The 19660-nt window shown below is 69.4% G+C and carries 11 protein-coding genes and 1 other RNA gene; 6 read left to right on the plus strand and 6 right to left on the minus strand.

From position 1 onward, the window contains the following. The first annotated feature begins 1045 nt into the window (after nt 1–1045). A complete protein-coding gene (locus EV279_RS17065) occupies nt 1046–1303 on the plus strand; it encodes a LuxR C-terminal-related transcriptional regulator (protein ID WP_243728614.1) in 258 nt (85 codons plus the stop codon). On the opposite strand, the gene EV279_RS10295 is transcribed toward EV279_RS17065, so the two are convergent. Further along, nucleotides 1304–2611: an MFS transporter gene (locus tag EV279_RS10295; RefSeq protein WP_133544856.1), complete on the minus strand. Its 1308-nt coding sequence runs from the start codon at nt 2609–2611 to the stop codon at nt 1304–1306. 25 nt (nt 2612–2636) lie between these two features. On the opposite strand from EV279_RS10295, the gene prfB reads away from it, so the two are divergent. After that, the gene (gene prfB, locus EV279_RS10300; RefSeq protein WP_133543182.1) at nt 2637–3749 is read left to right on the plus strand and encodes a peptide chain release factor 2; all 1113 of its coding nucleotides are present in this window, start codon (nt 2637–2639) and stop codon (nt 3747–3749) included. 28 nt (nt 3750–3777) lie between these two features. Here the strand turns inward: prfB and EV279_RS10305 are convergent, their stop codons facing one another. Then, the gene (locus EV279_RS10305) at nt 3778–5202 is read right to left on the minus strand and encodes a GMC oxidoreductase (RefSeq protein ID WP_133543184.1); all 1425 of its coding nucleotides are present in this window, start codon (nt 5200–5202) and stop codon (nt 3778–3780) included. A 121-nt stretch (nt 5203–5323) separates the two neighbouring features. Here EV279_RS10305 and ftsE point away from each other — a divergent pair, with 121 nt between their 5' ends. The 3 genes from ftsE to smpB are packed head-to-tail and all read left to right on the plus strand — an operon-like array spanning nt 5324 to nt 7952. Next, a complete protein-coding gene (ftsE, locus tag EV279_RS10310) occupies nt 5324–6517 on the plus strand; it encodes a cell division ATP-binding protein FtsE (protein ID WP_133543186.1) in 1194 nt (397 codons plus the stop codon). Then, on the plus strand, nt 6514–7428 hold the full coding sequence (ftsX, locus tag EV279_RS10315) for a permease-like cell division protein FtsX (protein WP_133543189.1): 915 nt from the start codon (nt 6514–6516) through the stop codon (nt 7426–7428). The genes ftsE and ftsX overlap by 4 nt, the downstream gene beginning before the upstream one ends. A 47-nt stretch (nt 7429–7475) precedes the next feature. Beyond that, the gene (smpB, locus tag EV279_RS10320) at nt 7476–7952 is read left to right on the plus strand and encodes an SsrA-binding protein SmpB (RefSeq protein WP_133543191.1); all 477 of its coding nucleotides are present in this window, start codon (nt 7476–7478) and stop codon (nt 7950–7952) included. A 49-nt stretch (nt 7953–8001) separates the two neighbouring features. Here smpB and EV279_RS10325 read toward each other — a convergent pair whose 3' ends face one another. Both EV279_RS10325 and EV279_RS10330 read right to left on the minus strand, forming a co-directional pair. Next, the gene (locus EV279_RS10325) at nt 8002–9390 is read right to left on the minus strand and encodes an HNH endonuclease signature motif containing protein (protein WP_243728530.1); all 1389 of its coding nucleotides are present in this window, start codon (nt 9388–9390) and stop codon (nt 8002–8004) included. Between the two features lie 160 nt (nt 9391–9550). Further along, nucleotides 9551–10216, minus strand: a complete 666-nt coding sequence (locus tag EV279_RS10330) for an SIMPL domain-containing protein (protein WP_133543195.1) — start codon at nt 10214–10216, stop codon at nt 9551–9553. A gap of 158 nt (nt 10217–10374) precedes the next feature. Here EV279_RS10330 and ssrA point away from each other — a divergent pair. After that, nucleotides 10375–10745: a transfer-messenger RNA gene (ssrA, locus tag EV279_RS10335) on the plus strand. A gap of 191 nt (nt 10746–10936) precedes the next feature. On the opposite strand, the gene EV279_RS10340 is transcribed toward ssrA, so the two are convergent. Both EV279_RS10340 and EV279_RS10345 read right to left on the minus strand, forming a co-directional pair. Further along, on the minus strand, nt 10937–11200 hold the full coding sequence (locus tag EV279_RS10340; protein ID WP_133543197.1) for a hypothetical protein: 264 nt from the start codon (nt 11198–11200) through the stop codon (nt 10937–10939). Between the two features lie 117 nt (nt 11201–11317). Next, nucleotides 11318–19639 carry an SdrD B-like domain-containing protein gene (locus EV279_RS10345; protein ID WP_166644502.1) on the minus strand — a complete coding sequence of 2774 codons (8322 nt, stop codon included), beginning with the start codon at nt 19637–19639 and terminating at the stop codon, nt 11318–11320. Between the last annotated feature and the right edge of the window lie 21 nt (nt 19640–19660).

A 19660-nucleotide genomic window follows, 5' to 3' on the forward strand; every position in this document is an offset into this window, starting at 1 on the left:
CTACTACTCCGCGCGTCGCCGGGACGCCGAGGAGCAGGCCGATCTCGCCGTGCACGCCGGTGCCGGCACGCGCGCGGCGGTGTCGGCGGAGGCGACGCGCGCATACCTCGCGTATCGCCGCCAGGATCTCAGTTCGGCACGTGCCATCGCCGCGGTCGCCTGGAAGATGGCCGAGGCCGCGCCCGAGCGCGAGACGGATGCCGCGCGGCGGCGACTCGCGATCACCGAGGCTGCGTCGGATCTCGTCGAGGGGACCACGTCGAGCCGCGCGCAGCTGCTCGTGCAGGCGTCCGCGGCCATGCAGGTCTCACTCGACGAGATCGGCACGACGGCCTATTCCAATCTCTCGGCGATCGACATCGAGAACCGCCGCCTCCCCGAGGCCGAGGCCGTGCTCGCCGCGTCGATCCCGCTGACCATCGAGCGCGACATCCCGATCTGCCGCCAGTGGCAGACCGGCATGCGGGCGCGGCTGCACTTCCTGCGGGGACGCTGGACGGCGTCGGGGGAGGATGCCGAGACGGTGATCGCCGAGCACGGCGCTCCTCTCGCACTCATCTGGCCGCACGTGCTCTCGGCCCTGCTGACCCTCCGCCGAGGCGGCGACCCGGGGCTGGTCGACCGCCACCTCGACCTCGCCTGGACGCACGCGCGCGAACTCGACGAATCGCCCCTGCTGCTCGCCGTCCTGGCGGCGTACGCCGAACGCGCCTGGCACACGGGGGAGCGGCATCCCCTGCTCGCCGACGCGCCGGTGCAGGTAGCCCGCGCCGCGGCCGTCCCCGGCAACGCATGGGCGATCGGGGACCTGCTCGTCTGGCTGCGGCGCATCGGCGTCGCCCTCGATGCACCACAGGTCGCCGAGCCGCATCGGCTCGAGCTCGACGGTCGGCATGAGGAGGCGTCCGCGCGATGGCTCCGTCTCGGCACGCCCTACGACTCCGCAATGGCGGGGCTTCACGCCGCACGCGCCGACGCGGCGGTCGCCGCGCTCGCGAACCTCCAGCAGCTGGACGTGGAAGGCACGGCTGCGCGAGCCCGGGCGATGGTGGCCGATCGCGGCATCCGTTCCCTCCCTGCCCAACCACGACGGACGACCCGCGCGAATCCCGCGGGCCTGACGAATCGTCAGCTCGACGTCGCCCGCCTCGTCGCGCAAGGTCTCACGAACGCGGAACTGGCCGAGCGCCTCTACATCTCTCCGAAGACGGCCGATCACCACGTCTCGGCTGTGCTCTCGAAGCTCGGGCTCTCCAGCCGCCGCGAGGTGGCGCGCTCGGCGAGTGAGTTCGGACTCGTGTGATCAGCTTCCCCTCGCTCCGCGGGCGTGCGGGACGAATCTCGGCACGAAGACCGCGAAGAGGGCCGCGCCGGCGAATCCGATCAGACCGATGACGCCGGTTGCCAGAGCGAGGGACGAGATCGCGGCGATGCCCGAGACGAGGAGCGGCGAGAGCGCACCTCCGGCATCGGTGAGTGTGCGCCACGAACCGAGGAACGGCGCCGGGTCCGATTCGGGGGCGACGTCGGCTCCGAGCGTGAGGAGGATGCCGCTGGAGAGGCCGTTGCCGACGCCGAGCACCGCCGCGAACATCGCGAACCACATCGCCGAGGAGTCGAGGTCGTGCGTGAGGGCGAGGGCGACGATCCCCGAACCCATCAGAATCATCGCCGGAAGCGCGGCCCACAGCCGGCCGAAGCGATCCATGACCTGGCCGCTGGCGTAGAAGAGGGCGAAGTCGATGGCGCCGGAGATGCCCACGACGAGGGCGATCGTCTGGGCGTCGAGCCCGATCGAGACGCCCCACAGCGGCAGCACGACCTGTCGCGCCGATCGCACGGCGGCAAGCGTCGCCGCGGCGAGTCCCAGGCGGCCGAGCACGCCGCGGAAGCGCCACATCGTACGGAACACTCCCGCCGACCGCGGATCGTGAGCCGCTCGAAGGGCCGACGCCGGGATGGAGCCCGAGACGGGCTCGCCGGTGTCCTCGCCCGTCAGCGGCTCGTCGAGCGGGGCGACCTGCTGCTCGGGGTCAGGCCCGAACAGCACGAGCAGCACGCAGGCCACGAGGCATCCGCCGAAGAACCAGATCGCTGCGTGCTCGTCGCCGAACACGGCGAGGAGAGCGGCCGCGATGAACGGCCCGATGAACATCCCGAGGCGGAAGGTGCCGCCGAGCAGCGACAGCGCTCGCGCGCGGAAGGCCAGCGGCACGCGCGTCGTCATGAACGAGTGGCGCGCAAGACCGAACGCGGCGGCACAGAAGCCGATCAGGAAGACGGATGCCGCGAACACCCCGAGCACCGGAGCGAAGGCGAGCGCGACGACTCCGATGAACGCGATGCCGCCGGCGACCGCCATCGTCAGGCGCTCGCCGATGCGAGCGACCGCCCAGCCCGCGGGGAGGTTGCCGCAGAGCTGCCCCACGACGAGCGCCGCGGCGACGAGCGCGGCCGTCGCGACATCCGCGCCGAGCTGCGCGGCGATGACGGGGATGAGGGGGATGACGGCGCCCTCGCCGAGCGCGAAAAGCACCGTCGGCCCGTAGATCATGGGTCCGAACCGCCAGAGCACATTCCGCGCGCGGGGCGGCTCGGCGCTGTCGGTCATCGCTTCCACGTTAGTCTGGAGTGTCATGCTCGAACTCGATCTCTCCGCCGACATCGAAGCGCTCCGCTCCACGTTCGCCGATATCAAGGCCGTCGTGGATGTCGACGCGCTCAGCTCCGACATCTCCCGGCTGAGCGAGGAGGCAGGCGCCCCCGACCTCTGGGACGACGTCGAGAAGGCGCAGAAGGTGACCAGTGCGCTCAGCCACCGCCAGGCCGAGCTCAAGCGCATCAGCGACATCGAGCAGCGGCTCGACGATCTGGACGTGCTCGTCGAGCTCGCGAACGAGATGGACGACGAGGACTCCGCCGAGGAGGCGCGCCGCGAGCTCGCCGAGCTCGAGGACATCGTGGGTCAGCTCGAGGTGCAGACGCTGCTCGACGGCGAGTACGACGACCGTGCCGCGGTCGTGACCATCCGCTCGGGGGCGGGCGGTGACGACGCCACGGACTTCGCCGAGATGCTCATGCGCATGTACCTGCGGTGGGCCGAGCGTCACAAGTACCCGGTCAAGGTGATGGACACCTCGTACGCGGAGGGCGCCGGCATCAAGTCAGCGACGTTCGAGATCGACGCCCCATACGCGTACGGCACCCTCTCCGTCGAGGCGGGCACGCACCGTCTCGCCCGGATCAGCCCCTTCGGATCCGCCGACAAGCGTCAGACCTCGTTCGCGGCGGTCGAGGTCATCCCCGTCATGGAGGAGGCCGTCGAGGTCGACATCCCCGAGGGCGACCTGCGCGTGGACGTGTTCCGCTCCTCCGGCCCCGGCGGTCAGTCGGTCAACACCACCGACTCCGCGGTGCGGCTGACGCACATGCCGACGGGGATCGTCGTGTCGATGCAGAACGAGAAGTCGCAGATCCAGAACCGCGCCGCCGCGATGCGCGTCCTGCAGACGCGCCTGCTGCTGCTCAAGCGCGAGGAGGAGGCGGCGAAGAAGAAGGAGCTCGCGGGCACGATCACGGCGAGCTGGGGCGACCAGATGCGGTCCTACTTCCTCTACGGCCAGCAGCTCGTCAAGGATCTGCGTACCGGGTACGAGGTCGGCAATCCCGCTCCCGTGTTCGACGGAGACCTCGACGGCTTCATCGCGGCCGGGATCCGCTGGCGCAAGCGCAAGGACGACGAGGACTGACCCCGGGCCCGACGGCGCGCGGGTGCCCTCAGAACTGCGCAGCGACGATCGCGCCGATGGCACAGGCGATGGCGCCCGGTGCGCGCGAGGGAGCCGTGGGAAGGATCGACGTGTCGGCGACGCGCAGCCCGTCCACGCCGCGCACCCTCCCCGCGCCGTCGACGACCGCACCCGGGTCGCCGGAGGGCCCCATGGGCGCCGTGCCGCACGTGTGCGCCGCGCTGCCGAGGTGCGCCGCGATCCAGGCGTCGAGACGGCCGTCGTCCCGCAGCGTCGCATCGTCGAGGTCCGCGAGCCGCTCGACCAGAGGAGCGAACGCCGGCGAGGCGACGAGGCGGGCCGCCGCACGGACGCCCGTACGCAGCGCGGCGCGGTCGCGCTCGTCGGCGAGATACCGGTAGTCGATCGCCATCGGCGCGAAGGGATGCGCCGCCGTCGGGGCGACGGATCCCCGGGACACCGGGCGCTGAAGGCCGACGAGAAGGCCGAACCGGGACGACGGGCCCGCAGGAACCTCGGGCGGGCGAAGGCAGACCAGGAGCTCCAGGTCGTCGCCCGGCTCGCCGTCCGCTCCGAGCGGAAGCGCGAGGGGGAACGCCCCCTCGGCCGAATCGCGCCCGGCATCCCGCTCCGCGAGCAGGTCCGTCGGAATCCATTCGACCCACACGGTCGGATGATCGCTGAACGCCGATCCCACGCCCGGCAGATCGACGCGCGTCTGGATCCCGTGGCTCTCCAGCAGCGGGGCGGGACCGATGCCCGAGGCGAGAAGCAGCCGCGCGGAGCCGAACGCTCCTGCGCTCAGGACCACCTCGTCCGTGGGAAGGGTCTCCTGCGAGCCGTCGGCATGCGCCACCTCGACACCGACGGCGCGACCCGCCTCGACGACGATCCGCGCCGCGCGGCTGCCGGTGCGCACCTCGACGGGCGCTCCGTCGAGGAACGCCTCGGCCGCGGTCCACGGAAGTCCGTCGTGCACGACCGTCCCGAGGGGGAGCAGTGCCGATCCGAAGCCTTCGGCGACGGATGCCTCCGCGAACGCGACAGCGATGGGATGGGTCCTCGGGGCGGGGCGTGCGCCGAGCGCACGGCCGACGCGCTCGATCGCGGCGCGCACGCGGGCGGGCTCCCAGGCCTCGCCTCCAGCGAGGTGCCATGACCGCAGATCCGCGCCGACCGGCGCGGCGAAGTAGCCGCCGTTGGGCAGGGACGATCCCCCGACGACCCGGCCGGGGGATGCCTGCCAGCCTCGGTCGCCCGTCAGCCTTGCCGGCAGCGACCAGCGCAGGTCGGGAGCCACGGCGACCTCGTCGGGCGTCCGGGCGCGGAGCAGGTCGTGCCGCGGCATCCGTCGTCCCGCCTCCAGGACGGTGACGCGGGCACGGCCGGCGATGTCGGCGGCGAACACGCACCCCGCACTGCCGGCGCCGATCACGATCACGCGAGGGCTCACGAGAGCTCGCCTCGCCCGTTCATGTCTCCAGCCTGGCACACGCCCGACGGCGGAGATGGATGCTGCGCCCGCGGGTGTCGCTCGGACACGCGGCGTCCGGCGCGCTTAGGCTCGAGAAGCCATGATCCGGTTCGAGAACGTCACGAAGCGCTTCCGCGGCACCGCGAAACCCGCCCTGCACGACATCGATTTCGAGGTCACGCGGGGGGAGTTCCTCTTCCTCGTCGGACCGTCGGGGTCGGGCAAGTCCTCGTGCCTGCGGCTCATCCTGCGCGAGGAGACCCCGTCCGACGGGCGCGTCGTCGTGCTCGGCCGCGATCTGAAGACGCTGCCCAATCGCAAGGTGCCCTACCTGCGGCGGCACATCGGGGCGGTGTTCCAGGACTTCCGGCTGCTGCCGACCAAGACGGTCTTCCAGAACGTCGCGTTCACGCTGCAGGTCATCGGCTCCTCCTCCGCCTTCGTGCAGCAGGCCGTCCCCGAGGTGCTCGCACTCGTCGGCCTCAAGGGGAAGGAGAAGCGGTTCCCGCACGAACTGTCGGGCGGCGAGCAGCAGCGCGTGGCGATCGCCCGTGCTCTGGTCAACCGCCCGCAGGTGCTCCTCGCCGACGAGCCCACCGGGAACCTGGACCCGGCCACGTCCGTCGACATCATGCAGCTCCTGGCCCGCATCAACGCCGGCGGCACGACGGTCATCATGGCCACGCATGAGGCGGGCTTCGTCGATCAGATGCAGCGCCGCGTCATCGAGCTGCAGAACGGCGAGATGGTGCGCGACGAGCGGCACGGCGGGTACGGCGACACCTCGAGCCTGCCGAGCCTCGCCCCCGAGCCCGAGAAGGGCGCGGCCGCGGTCGCCGCCCTCACCGCCGTCCTCGAGCTGCACCGCGAGATCGTGGAGACCGGCACGGTGGACTCGGAGGCCGTGGATGCCGCGGTCGCGGCGGCGGCAGCATCCGCCGAGCTGGTCGTCGAGGACGAAGCCATCGTCGCCAGCGAGCTGGCTCGAGAGGAGGCCGTCGAGGCTCTCATCGAGGCGAGGATCGACGAGGCGCCGCCGATCATCGTCCCCGACTCGGGCGACGAGGCGGCCGTCGCCGTGACGCCCCGGGCGGGGGACGCCGTCGCCGAGACCTCCCCGAGCGATGCAGCCACCGGCGCGTCGTCCGGTGCCCGCGAGGAGCCGGCGCGACCGCGAACCGCTCCCATCCCGACCGTGGAGGAGCTGGAGCTCGATGTCGCCGAGCTGGGCCTCGCAGACAGGCTCGGGCTCGGCGAGGTCGATCCCGATGACCAGGTGGGGCCGACGTCGTGAGGATGGGACTCGTCCTCGGGGAGGCGCTGAACGGCCTGCGCCGCAACGTCTCGATGGTCATCTCGGTCATCCTGGTCACGTTCGTCTCGCTCACGTTCGTCGGTGCCGCGATCCTCATGCAGATGCAGATCGGCACGATGCGCGACTTCTGGGTGGACCGCGCGCAGGTCGCGATCTACATGTGCACGTCCGTGTCGCAGACGGCGACGTGCACGGAGGGCGCTGCGACGGAGGACCAGCTGACCGAGGTGCGCGCGCGCCTGGACGGCGCCGCCCTCGCCCCGCTCATCCGCACGTACGACTTCGTGAATCACGATCAGGCGTATCAGGAGCTTCTCGACCTCGTCGGCGAGGAGGCGGCCAGCGTGGTGACGCCCGATCAGGTCAACGAGACCTTCCGCGTCAACCTCGTCGACCAGCGGCAGTCCGCCGTCATCATCGAGGCCTTCCGGGGGATGAGCGGCGTCGAAGAGGTCAAAGACCAGTTGCAGTACCTCGAGCCCCTGTTCTCGGCTCTCACGGTCGCGACCTACATCGCCGTCGGCATCGCGGCGCTCATGCTCGTGGCCGCCGTGCTGCTCATAGCGACGACGATCCGGCTCTCGGCGTATGCGCGAAGGCGAGAGCTCGGCATCATGCGGCTCGTCGGAGCGTCGAACGGCTTCATCCAGACTCCGTTCATCCTCGAGGGCGTGTTCGCGGCGCTGATCGGGTCGGTCCTCGCCAGCGGCGCGGTGCTCCTCGGCGTGCACTTCGGCGTGAACCAGTACCTCCGCAATCGCGTCGACTTCGTCACGACGTGGGTGGGGATCGACGACGCGTGGACCGTCATCCCGATCCTCATCGTCATCGGTATCGCCCTCGCCGCGGTCTCGGCGGGCTTCGCGATCCGCCGGTGGCTGCGGGCCTGAGATAGACTGGCGGGCCGTCCAGCCATCTTCGAAAGCTCAGGAACGTCATGCCCAGGGAACGCGGTGAGAAGGTCATCGCGACCAACCGTCGCGCGCGTCACGAGTACGCCATCGAGAAGACCTACGAGGCCGGCCTCGTGCTGACCGGCACAGAGGTGAAGTCGCTGCGCGAGGGGCGCGCGAACCTCAGCGACGGGTACGCGTACATCGACGGCGGCGAGGCCTTCCTCGACGCCGTCCACATCCCCGAGTACTCGCAGGGCCACTGGACCAACCACTCCGCCAAGCGGACGCGCAAGCTCCTCCTCCACAAGGACGAGATCATCAAGCTCTCGCACGCGGTCGCGGCGGGCGGCTACACCCTTGTGCCGCTGCGCCTGTACTTCTCCGACGGCCGCGCGAAGGTCGAGATCGCCGTTGCCAAGGGCAAGCGGGAGTTCGAGAAGCGCCAGACGATCCGAGAGCGCGAGGACAAGCGCGAGGCCGAACGGGCGATGCGCTCGCGCAATCGCCTTGGCGAATAGGCTCCATCAGAGTCTCCCGGCGTTACTCGCCCGCGATCGCCGGTCGGCGTCAGAAGCGAGGCGGGTCGCTCTCCCCAAGCCTGCTCCAGGTCGCGGGATCTCGGAAGTCCATCCCCGGTGGATGCGCCGCGGGCGTGAAGCGCACGACCGGCTCGGAATGATCGCGATAGACGCGGCCCGTGGGGCTGGTCCACTCGAGCACCCCGCCGCTCGACTGGCGGACCCTCCACGCCGAGTTGTGCTTGAGGACGTGGTGGCGCTTGCACAGATGGGCGAGGTTGCGGCAGTCGGTCGGACCGCCCAGCGCCGCGTCGACCGTGTGATCGATGTCGCACCGCCACACCGGCTGCCGACATCCGGGGAAGCGGCACCGCTCGTCCCGAACCGCCAGGAACCTCTCCATCGCCTTGCAGGGGCGGTAGGTGTCGACCGCCATGACCGCCCCGGTGACCGGTGACGTCATGACGCGCTCCCACGTCGGCGCGCCGGCTGCGAGTCGGCGCGCGGTATCGGGATCGATGGGCCCGTGCCCGGCGAGGATGGCCGGCTCATCGCCGGAGCCGATCGCCGTCAAGACGGGAAGGGGAATCTGAACCCGCGCCGTGATCGCGTCCCGTCCGTCTCCTGCGCGGCACGACTGCGGGCTGCCGGTGAGGAGGAGATCGGTGAGGACGTCGACGCGCAGCTGATCCATGGTGCGATGGTCCGCGTCCGACTCGTCCGCCGCGTCCGTCCCGTCGTCGTCGCTTGGATCATCCGCATCCGCCCGTCGCGCTTCGATGACGCAGCGAGCGTCCGACGTGAGCCGGTCGTGGATCGCATGGATGAGGACGGCGGCCGCGGTGACATGGAGATCCGCCATGCCGTCGCTTCCGTCGATCACCCGCACACGGCGCTCCGCGATCGCGCGGTCGTGGCGCTCCTGCATCGTACGGGGGTGAGCCCGCGCGGCGAGGATCTGCACGATCGGTCGCAGGCGTCCCGGAGTCGTCGTCTCGGCGCGCCCGACGGCCGTCTCGACGTAGACGGACCGGGCCGAGGCATCCTCGATCTGAAAACCGGCATCGTGGATGACGGCGACGTGGGCACGCGAGATGCGCGCTGCCGCCAGAGCGTCGACGAGCCCGCCGAAGCGCGAGCAGAGGTCGGATGCTTCGTCGAGCTGGCGCTGCACGGTCCGCTCGCTGACTCGCGCCGCCGCGGCGAGCTCGGCGACCATCGACCGCGCCGGCAAGTCGGACTTCATCGAGGCGCGCGTCGTCAGCCGTGCGCGCTGCTCCTCCACGAGGGCCGCGGCGGCGGCGAGCGTCCGGATCTCGTCGGCCTCCTGGGCGGCGCGACGATCGCGCCCCGCCACGAACGCCGCGACGAGGACGGACGTCGCCGCTTCGTCGCGCGCGCGCTGCTCGAAGGAGTCAGGGAGAGGCTGAGGGATCACGGAGACCTGTTCGCTCGATCGGGGGTGATCGAAATCCGACGTGCGCGGAATCCCGCGCATCTCCAACCCCTGCTCAGCGTGCCTCGTCCGATATCAGCCGTGTCGAATCTCTGACTCCAGTATCGCACAAATGTTCGATTCAGGCAAGAGACGCGCGACGTCACGTCGCCGTGAAGCGCCCCTCGACGGCGGCGGTCACCAGGATGTCGTCGGGCTGGAGCTCGACGGTCGGTCCGCCGCCGGAGTCCGCAGCGAAGGATGCCTTCATCATGCGCGCCATGGGAGCCGGTGCGGGATCGCGGGGGTTGAGCAGCCCGACGTCGGCGATCTCGACCGGCGTCACCGTCGATAAGCTGATCGCCTCGGCGTAAGCCGTAGCCCGCTCGACGGCGACGCGCACCGCCTCGGCCGCGACATCCGCCTCGGCCTGCTTGGCGGTCGCACGCGTGAGCTGCCAATCCACGCCGTCCACCTGGATCCCATCGCGTTCTGAGACGTCGGTGACCCACCACGAGAGGGCCGCGAAGTCCGTGAACGCGGCGGTGAACTCGACCGATGCGTAGTGCACGAGCGCGAGCTGCTTGCCCTCGTTGTTCCAGGGGCGATTCGCCCACACCGCGACGCGCTGGCTCGACCACTCCCGGACGCTGCCCTGCTCCTTCCGCGCGGCGAGGTCGGTGCGAAGAGGCTCGGCCAGGGCCGCGATGCGCTCGACGACCCTTCCACGCTCGGGCCCCTCCGCGCGCACCGAGAGTCGGACCACCCCCTCCTCGGGCGCGACCCTGGCCTCGTGCTCCCCGCGTACGGTGATGACGACTTCGCTCATGGTCGCGACTCTACGCGGAGCCGGCCGGGCCGGGAATTCCGGATGCAGAGGATCCGTTGTATTCTGGTGTGCTCCGGATGCCGCGGCATCCGAGGCGTGACAACTCCACAGCGTGACAACGGCCGCTTCGAGAGAAGCACCACCTCGATTCGAGGCACGGGGATGATCGGTTTCGACATCGCCTGCGAATCTGCGTGAAGCGGGCCGAGGATGCAGGGTTATCTCGCAAACGCCCCCTGCAAACCAATAACTGCCGAACACAAGCAGTCCGAGTTCGCCCTCGCAGCCTGAGCTGCGAGCCCGACTCCGTCAATCCGTGACTGATCCCGTCACGGTCCTTGGCGTCATCTAGGGATCTCGCTGCGTGACGGCGCCTGAGCGTCACGCGGGACTCTTCTCAGGCTGGGCCCGTCGACTTAGGTGTCTGTGACAAAGGTCGGGGCCGAGCAGAACGCTTCCACAGACTGCGCCCGGAGAAACCGCCGTTACTCAGCGATGGACGGGGGTTCGATTCCCCCCATCTCCACCAGCCGTTGTCACTGGAAGCCCCGCGATCCGCGTAGCGATGGATCCCGGGGCTTTCGTCTGTCTGGCGCTGAGGCGCCTCGAATCCGCTCGCCCGCGATCGGCCCACATGCCCGGGGCAGGCCGCGATCATCGCGACCACAGGCGAGCGACATTGCATCGAGCCCGCCACTCGCGGCGCGGAGCAGGATTCGTTCAGTCGTCCCACTCGTCGCGCAGCTCCTTCTTCAGCACCGCGACTTGGACGACGAGTGCGCCGAGGAGTTCCTCGCGGTTGAGCGCACTCGTGGTGCGGTATCCCCAGGCGATTCGGCCGTCCTTGTCCAGGCTCTTCACCAGAACGAACGCCTCGATCGCGGTGTCGCCGGGTTCGAGAGGGTGGATCTCCAGTCCGGCGAGCACTCCACCGATCGGGACCCGGGTCTCGCCGGGATCCGGTTGGCCGGAATGACTTCCCATCCGATCAGCAAACCACAGCGGGTGGGCGGCGGATACGGATCCTCCAGCCCGATAGGCGAGGAGCCCGCCGGGGAGCTCGATCGAGGACTGAGACGTGGGAGCACGCCTCCTGGGCTTTCACCGCCGCCCGCGGCTTCGGCGACGGGATCCCACCAGCACGGTCCCCCCGGCGAGAAGGCCGAGAGCAAGGGTGAAGGCAACCCACGGTGCCGCGGCCAGCCCCGTGACGGGAAGCCCACCCGCGGGGACCGGCGGAGCCGCCGGCGGCGTCGGAGGCATCGGCGGCGCCTGGAGTCTGACGCTCGACTCGCCGGAGTCGACCGTCTGCCCTTCCACGCCGCCGTATGCCGAGGCCGTGGCGGTATCGCCGATCCGACCCCGTTGATACGCTGCGGGCGACACGATCATGCCAGCGTGGCAGGTCATCGATGATCCGGGCGCCAGCGTGGTGCCGGGGCACTGCACCGGCGATGACAGCACGTCCTCGGGGAACTCCTGCGCATCCTGGACCGACACCTCTGTCAGCGTGAGCGTCCCGGTGTTGGTGACGGTGAAGTCGAAGACGACCACCTGTCCGGCGCCGGTGAGGCTGCTGGCGTTCGCCGTCTTGACGATGCTGAGCGAGCGCGTCTGAGCGCTCACCGGGATAGTCAGCTCGTCGGCCTCCGACTGCACGGGTGCCGCGCCCGGCGGCGTGCCGAACGCGATAGCCCTGTCACTGACCCGGCCCTCGTCGAGATCGGCCTGTGTCACGGTGTAGGCCGCGGTGCAGGTCGTCGACGCCCCGGGGAGGAGCGTGGTCTCGGGGCACACAGGGGCGGAGTCGAGGTCGCCCGCCGGCGCCGCCTGGACGTCGACGACCTCGATGCCGGTGAGGGAGAGGGTTCCCGTGTTCGTGACCTGCAAGGAGTACGACACTACCTGGCCCAGCCGCGTGATCTCCTCGGTGTCCGCGGATTTAGCGAGCGAAAGGGATGCCGTCTGCTGCGTCACCGGGACGGACAGCCCGTCCGTCGACTCCACCGGAACCGCACCGTTCGGCGGCGAGCCGTACGCGGTCGCGGTGTCGTCGACTCGGCCGTTGTCGATGTCGGCCTGGGTCACGGTGTACTTCGCCATGCAGGTCGTGGATTCGTCGGGCGCCAGCACAACGGCCTCGCAGACCGGCACTGCGTCGAGCGAGCCCGCCGGAGGCGCCTGAACGTCGTCGACTGCGACATCCGTCAGCGTCAGGTCGCCGGTGTTCGTGACAGCGAACGAATACGTCACGACCTGTCCGAGGGTGGTGATCTCGTCCGTGTCGGCGGACTTGTCGAGTGAGATCGACGGCACCTGCCCGGTGACGACGATCGACAGCGTGTCGGATGCCGACGCGACCGGTCCGCCGTCGTCCGGCGGCGTGCCCTGCGCGACCGCGGTGTCGTCGACGCGGCCGTGGTCGATGTCCGCCTGCGTGACCACGTAGGTCGCGGTGCATGTCGTCGAATCGCCGGGGCTGAGCACGGCGACGGGGCACGTGACGGGCTCGCTGAGCGGTCCCGCGGGCGGGGTCTGGTCGTCGGTGACACCCACGTCGCGCAGTGTGACCTGGCCCGAATTCGCGACGAGGAACGAGTACGTGACGAGCTGCCCCACGTGGTCGATCTCCTGCACGTCCGCACTCTTCTCAAGGGTGATCGCGCGCGTCACGACGATCGGAACAACGGCCGTCCGCGGCGGGGAGACGACGGGACCGGTGGGCGCATCCGCGCGTGCGGTAGCGGTGTCGGCGACTGTGCCGGCGTCCAGATCCGCTTGGGTGACGGTGTACGTCCCCGCGCAGTCGACGAACGAGCCCGGCGCCAGGGGGCCGGGCGGGCATGTCGGCCCACTGGTGAGGGGGCCCGCCGGAGCAGCCTGCTCATCGGCGACCGTGACGTTCTCAACCGCCACGTTGCCTGTGTTCGTGACCCGGAAGTTGTAGGTGATGACGTCGCCGATGGCGGTGATCGGGCCGATGGGCGATATCACCGACTTAGCCAGGTCGATGGAGGGGTTCTGCGCGACCGGGACGCTGACAGAGCGCTCCGGGGAGGCGATCTCGTCGCCCGCGGGGGAGTCGGCGTGTGCCGTGGCGGTGTCGTTGATGGTGCCGGCGTCCACATCGGCTTGAGTGACCGTGTACGTTGCCGTGCAGTCCACCGCGGCGCCCGGCAGAACCGCCCCGGCCGGACACGTCGGTCCGCTGGTCAGGGCGCCCGCCGGCGCGATCTGCTGATCGCTGACGGTCACGCCGCGCACCGAGACGTTGCCGGTGTTGGTGACGCGGAAGTTGTACGTGATCACCTCGCCGACCGTGGTCGCCGGTCCCGCGGGCGAGACGACCGACTTCAGGAGGTCGATCGAAGGCGCAGGCAGGCTCGGCAGACTCACCGAACTCGGTTCCGATTCGACGGTGCCGGTGGGGGAGTCGGCAACCGCGGTCGCGGTGTTGTCGGTGCGGCCGCGCTCCACGTCGGCCTGGGTGATGGTGTAGGTGGCAGTGCACGTGGTCTGAGCTCCCGGGGCGAGCGTCCCGACACCGGGCGGGCAGGTGACCGCGGAGAGGGAACCCGAGCCGGTGAAATCGCCCTCCGACACGGACGCGCCTGTCAGCGTGGTGTTGCCGGTGTTCGTCACGACGAACGAGTACGTCACCTGCTGCCCGGCTGCGTAGTCGGCGGCGCCGGCGGGTTCGGCCGATTTCACCAGAGAGATGCGAGATGTCTGCGCGACGGGAACGCTGACCGAGCGCTCGTCGGAGATGACCCTGCCGGCGGGCGAATCCGCATTCGCGGCGGCCGTGTCGCCGATGGTGCCGGCGTCGAGGTCGGCCTGGGTGACGGCGTAGGTCGCGGTGCAGTCGGCGAACGCCCCTGGTGCCACGACTCCGGCCGGGCACGTCGGTCCGCTCGTGAGCTCGCCGGCGGGGGGCGCCTGCTGATCCGCGACGCCTATGTCGTACACCGAGACGTTTCCGGTGTTGGTCACACGGAAGTTGTACGTGATCACGTCACCGACTTCTGTGACCGGGCCGGCGGGAGAGGTGACCGACTTCGTCAGGTCGATCGACGCCGCCTGGGCCACAAGGACGGTAGCCGAGCGATGGGGCGACTGCACAGTGCCATTCGACGGACTGACGCCGGCTGCGGTGGCGGTGTCTTCGATGGAGCCGTTGTCGAGGTCGGCTTGCGTGACCGTGTAGGTCGCGGTGCAGTCTACGAACGCCCCCGGCGCGAGGGTCGCGGCCGGGCACGTGGGTCCAGTGGTCAGCGGACCCGCCGGAGGAGTCTGCTGGTCCGACACCGAAATGCCGTGGAGGGTCACGTTCCCGGTGTTGCTGACGCGGAATCTGTAGCTGACGACATCGCCGACCGCGGTGACCGGGCCGGCGGGCGCCGTGACGGACTTGACCAGGTCGACGGCGGGCGACTGGGCGACCGGCACGCTGGCCGTGCGCTGTCCGGACGTGACGGGGCCGGCGGGGGAATCGGCGCGGGCCGTGGCCGTGTCGTTGATCGCGCCGGCATCGAGGTCGGCTTGTGTCACCGTGTACGTCCCGGTGCAGTTCATCGAAGCTCCGGGCGCAAGGGTTCCGGCCGGGCAGGTCGGTCCGCTGGTGAGCCCACCGGCCGGGGCGGCCTGCTGATCGGTCACGGTGACGTTCTGGACCGACACATTGCCGGTGTTGGTTACGCGGAAACCGTAGGTGATCACGTCACCGATCGCCGTGACGGGGCCGGTCGGCGATGTGACCGACTTGACCAGGTCGATGGACGGCGACTGAGCCACCGGGACACTGGCGGAGCGTTGCGGGGAGGTCGTCCTCACGTTCGTCGGGCTGAGGGCGGACGCGGTGGCCGTGTCGTTGACGCTTCCGGCGTCGAGGTCCGCCTGCCGAACGGTGTAGGTGGCAGTGCAGTCGACGAACGCTCCCGGTGCAACCGTTCCGGCGGGGCACGTCGGACCGCTGGTCAGCGGGCCGGCTGGGGCGATCTGCTGGTCCGTCACCGAGACGCCGTGAAGTGTCACGTTCCCGGTGTTGGTGACGCGGAAGTTGTACGCGATCACCTCGCCCACCGAGGAGACGGACCCGTTGAGGCTCGTCTTCACCAGATCCACGGCCGGCGCCGCCGGAGCAGACACCAGCGCTGTGGAGGGGCTCGAGGTGAGGGGCTCGCCGCCCGGGTTGGTGACGGCGTTCGCGACGGCTGTGTCGGAGATGGACCCGTTGTCCACATCCGCCTGAGTGACGGTGTACGTCGCGGTGAACCGCGCCGTCTGCCCGGCGGCCAGCAGCGGCAGGACGGTACCGGAGCACGCAGCGGCCGGCGAAGTGAGGGATGTGCACGTGATCGGGCTGAGCGACGCCGCGAGAGAGGGCGCGATCTGTGTGTCGGCCACCGAGACGTTCGCCACACTGACCCTCCCCTGATTCGCGACGGTGAAGGTGTAGGTGACGGTGTCACCGGCCCGCGATACCGACGACGAGGAGGCCTGCTTGAGGATCGTGATGCCAGGGATCTGCGTATACGGGTTGTTGGTGACGACCGGGTTCGCCGGGGCGCTCGAACTGTAGAGCTCCGCCTGGTTGACGTAGATGTTGCCGAGTTGAGTTCCGTTGTTCGCCTGCATCGGGATCGTCGCTGTCACGGTGTCGCCGCTGTTCAGGAACCCGCTCGACGAGAAGAAGACGCCCGTGACCTGTGACCAGTCGGCGATCGCCGCCGCTGGTACCCAGATGCTGCTGCCCGTGCCGGGGTTCTCATTGGACGGGTCGCCCGGGTTCTGCTCGATCGACGTCGGGCTGGCGGTCGTGTAGTACCAGGTGCCGGCGGCCGCGCCCGTCGAGGTGCTGCCCGCAGCGTAGACCGGCTGTGCCAACGCTCCGGTGAGGACGTTGCTCCCCGCGAAGTTGGATGACCCCGTCAGCCGTTCCGAGCTGGCGCCGCTCGACCCGTCGCTGTTGTACGGGAGCACGTCGATGATCTGCGGCGCTGCGAACGCCACGGGGCTGTTGTTGGTCCAGCGCAGCCCCCAACTGTACGTCTCTCCGGAGGAGATGACGGGCTTGCTCACAGACTTGCTGATGGCGAGGCGGCCGGCACCGCCGACCGCGATCGTCGAAGTGTTGCTGGCGACAGCCGCGGGAGCCTCGTTCGAGGTCACCCGCGCCGAGTTGCTGATCTGGATGCCGGGGTTGACGGTCGAGAGGATGTCGGTGCACATCGTCACGGCCGGGAGGTTCTGCGGCAGGGTTGCGTTCACGACGTAGGTCTCGGAGTACGTGAAGGTCACGGTGTTGGTCACGAGGTTGAGCGCGGCGGTCACTCCGGGCGGGAGACTCGCGTTCGTGCATGCCGCGTTGAAGACGGTGTTCGCCGGAACGACGTCAGTGATCGTGACGCCGCTGATCTGTCGCTGGGCGACCCCCTGGGTGACTCGCGGTGTGATCTGCCACTGCACCTGGCTGCCCGGCTGGTACGAGACGCCGGTGTTCACGCTTTTGACCAGTCCCAGCTGATATGCCAGGTACGAGACGGTCGCGGTCTGGGTGGTGACGGGCGCGGCGGTGTTCTGCGGTGTGTCCCAGGAGCCGACGTTCGGGATATTGGCCCCCTGCGGGATCGGCGCCCCGGCGTTCGGGCCCCCGTTGTACGAGGCGCGGACGGCGAAGTTGAGAGTCAGGTAGCCGAAGAATCCGGCGGGGATCTGCGGTGTCGGCATGAAGCCCGGGATGGGGGCGAGGCGCACAACGTTCACGACGTCGCGCCAATTCGCACCGAACGCCGTCGCCGGCGTCGGTGTGAAGTCCGCATCGAGCGTGCGGCAGCCGAGTGCGCCCGCCTGCTGCTCCGCGTTGGAGTACTGGTAGACCGGCGCGGCGTATCCGTTGCCCACCGTGGGGGTGCCGACCTGGGAATTCACGGTGTTGGGTGCGACGCCGTACTCGATCCGGAAGCCGGTGGGCACCGCGATGGCGAGGGACCCGTTTCCGTTGTTGGTCGGTCGGGTCATGCCGGCGCTGTTCAGGCTCAGAGTCGAGACGTCGAAGTAGTCGCAGATCAGCGCGTCGTAGTCGGGGGACGGCCCGATGTTCCGGTAGCCGACGAAAGCCAGGATCGTCGCTCCAGCGTTCGTGTATCGCCCGTTGCCGCTGAACCCGGTGTCCGGCACCCCTCCTGTGCCGTAGCTGGGGTTGCCGTACGCATACGACTTGCTCCCCGTCACGTTCTTGGGAAGCACCTGCTTGTAGTACACCTTCGCGGTCTGACTGGAGTAGGACGGGTCGAGAGGCCCGCGGTCCCATGATCCGACGTTGGGGATGTACGCTCCGTTCGGGATGATCTGGCCGGCGTGCGGTCCGCCGTTGTACACGCTCTGGACATCGAAGTTCAGGTAGAACTGCACGGTCGTCCCCGCGGGCGCGGCCGGCGTCGTCGGGAATCCCGGGATCGGCGCGATCCGCACGATGTTCACCCGCTGCCGCCAGTCCGGGCCGAACGCTGCAGGGTCGGTGTTCCATGTACCGGTATACCGGCTGCAGTTGCTGCCGATCGTGTTCTGGTCCGTATTGCTGTAGGCGTAGACCGGATCCTGCGGGTACGTGGCGTTGGTCGCGGGCGGACCCACCTGCACATCGATCGTGTTCGGGGCGATCCCGTACTCCACCCGGAAGCCGGCGGGGAGGTTTCCCGTGACGACCGGGTTGGTCGCCGTCAACAGCATCGTGGACACGTCGAAGTAGTCGCACATCGAAAAGTTCGGGTCGGGGATCGAGGCGGTGTTGACGTACTGCAGGTGCGCCTGCACGTTCGGCTCGCCGGGCCCGACGAAGTAGCCGTCGGTCGTCGAGGTGCCGTTGATCTCGTAGCGCTTGAAGGCCTGGATGGGCGACGGGAAGCTCTGCGCGACGGCGAAGCTCGACGAGACGCAGCGCTGCCCGCCCATCACGCCGTTGCCGTTGTTGAGCTGACCAGCCGCGTCGCGCTTGCCGTCGACGCCGTTCCCCAGGCAGTTCTGGAAGTTCACCGTACCTGTCGGCGGGGGATCCCCAGGCTGCCAGGCCGGGTTCGCGGCCCGGTTGACGTCGGCGGCCGGAACGAAGACGACGAGCTGTGTGGCGTAGTTGTTGGTACCGGTGTTGAAGCAGACGATTCCGCCCAGATTCACGCACTGCTGGCCGCTGGGCGCGTAGTTCGTGAAGGTGAGGTTCCAGGGCGAGGCGGCGGAGGCAGTCTGGTTTATGGGACAGTTCTGAACAGGGGTGAGGTTCTGGTTGTACCAGACGCTGGGGCCCGTGCATCCAGTGACGACAGCGTTCGGGAACTGGGGGATGCCGGCATCGGGGATCGTCAGCGGGGTGGCCAGTGTGGCTGATCCGACGGCCGTCTGCGGGTACCCGCGGATCAGGTAGGTGATCTGATACCCGAGCTGCGGCTGACCGTTGACCGTGTACGTGCCTGCCCCAGCGTTCGAGACGACGGTCTTGTCGGTGTTGTAGTTCGGGGCACCGCTGATCGTGATGGGGGGATTCGTGGCGACGTTCGATGTGACCGCTGTGCCGTCGCCCGCCCTCGCCACCATGGTGGTGACGAATGAGGAACCGTTCGGCGAGGCTGCGCTGGGCACGACGATGGGCTTGATCGCGATGATCTGCGCGGAGTTCACCGCGCCGAGATTGCACACCAGCGTGAGGTTGCCGGTGATGCTCGAGGAAGGGGTGACACCCGTGGTCTGACAGCCCTGGGGGAAGGAGGGCATCGTCAGCACGGCGCCGCCCTGGGGTGTGAAGGTGAAGGTCGCGATCAGATTGTTGACCGTCTGGCCGGTGCCGAGGTTGGACACCGAGACGGCGAAAGCCTGCGAGACGCTGCTCAGTGTGCTCGTGACGCAGCCTCCCCTGTCGGTCTGCGCAACCAGTTCCCCCGACCCGTTCGCGCAGTTGTATCCCGGTTGAGCGAGCGGCTGAGCGTTCAGCGTCGCGATCGGCTGGAGGCCTGCATCCAGGTTCGTGACCTGGGCCGCACCCGCGATCGTCACCGTCTGCGACACGCCCTGGTAGGGGTCCGTGCTGGATGCCGGGGTTCCCGTCGAGACGAACCTGTTCGAGCCGCCGGTCAGGGCGTTCGGGAACTTGAGGAAGGACGGGGCCGTCACCAGCACGTTGTATGAGCCGTCGGCGACGTTGGCGAAGGTGTACCGGCCACTGGCGTCGGTGATCGTCGTCGCAACCACCGCGTTCGTTGCAGGAGTGACCAGCTGAACCGTGACGCCGGACTTGGGGATGGCCCCGGTCGCCGGCCGCGTCTGATCGAGGGCCGTATCGGCCCAAGCGATCCCCGTGATGGCGCTGCCCGGCCCTGCCACCGCCGGGACCGGCACGACGAGCGCGAGCAGGGCGACGAGGACCACGAACACGGCAACCCGAGAGCTCCGGAC

The sequence above is a fragment of the Microbacterium sp. BK668 genome (genome assembly GCF_004362195.1).
Taxonomy (GTDB): Bacteria; Actinomycetota; Actinomycetes; order Actinomycetales; family Microbacteriaceae; genus Microbacterium.

Excerpts from the sequence above, each read along its gene's own strand:
- prfB (WP_133543182.1), top strand. The coding sequence starts at position 2,637 with ATGCTCGAACTCGATCTCTCCGCCGACATCGAAGCGCTCCGCTCCACG.
- smpB (WP_133543191.1), top strand. The coding sequence starts at position 7,476 with ATGCCCAGGGAACGCGGTGAGAAGGTCATCGCGACCAACCGTCGCGCG.
- EV279_RS10340 (WP_133543197.1), bottom strand. The coding sequence starts at position 11,200 with ATGGGAAGTCATTCCGGCCAACCGGATCCCGGCGAGACCCGGGTCCCG.
- EV279_RS17065 (WP_243728614.1), top strand. The coding sequence starts at position 1,046 with ATGGTGGCCGATCGCGGCATCCGTTCCCTCCCTGCCCAACCACGACGG.
- ftsE (WP_133543186.1), top strand. The coding sequence starts at position 5,324 with ATGATCCGGTTCGAGAACGTCACGAAGCGCTTCCGCGGCACCGCGAAA.
- EV279_RS10295 (WP_133544856.1), bottom strand. The coding sequence starts at position 2,611 with ATGACCGACAGCGCCGAGCCGCCCCGCGCGCGGAATGTGCTCTGGCGG.
- EV279_RS10330 (WP_133543195.1), bottom strand. The coding sequence starts at position 10,216 with ATGAGCGAAGTCGTCATCACCGTACGCGGGGAGCACGAGGCCAGGGTC.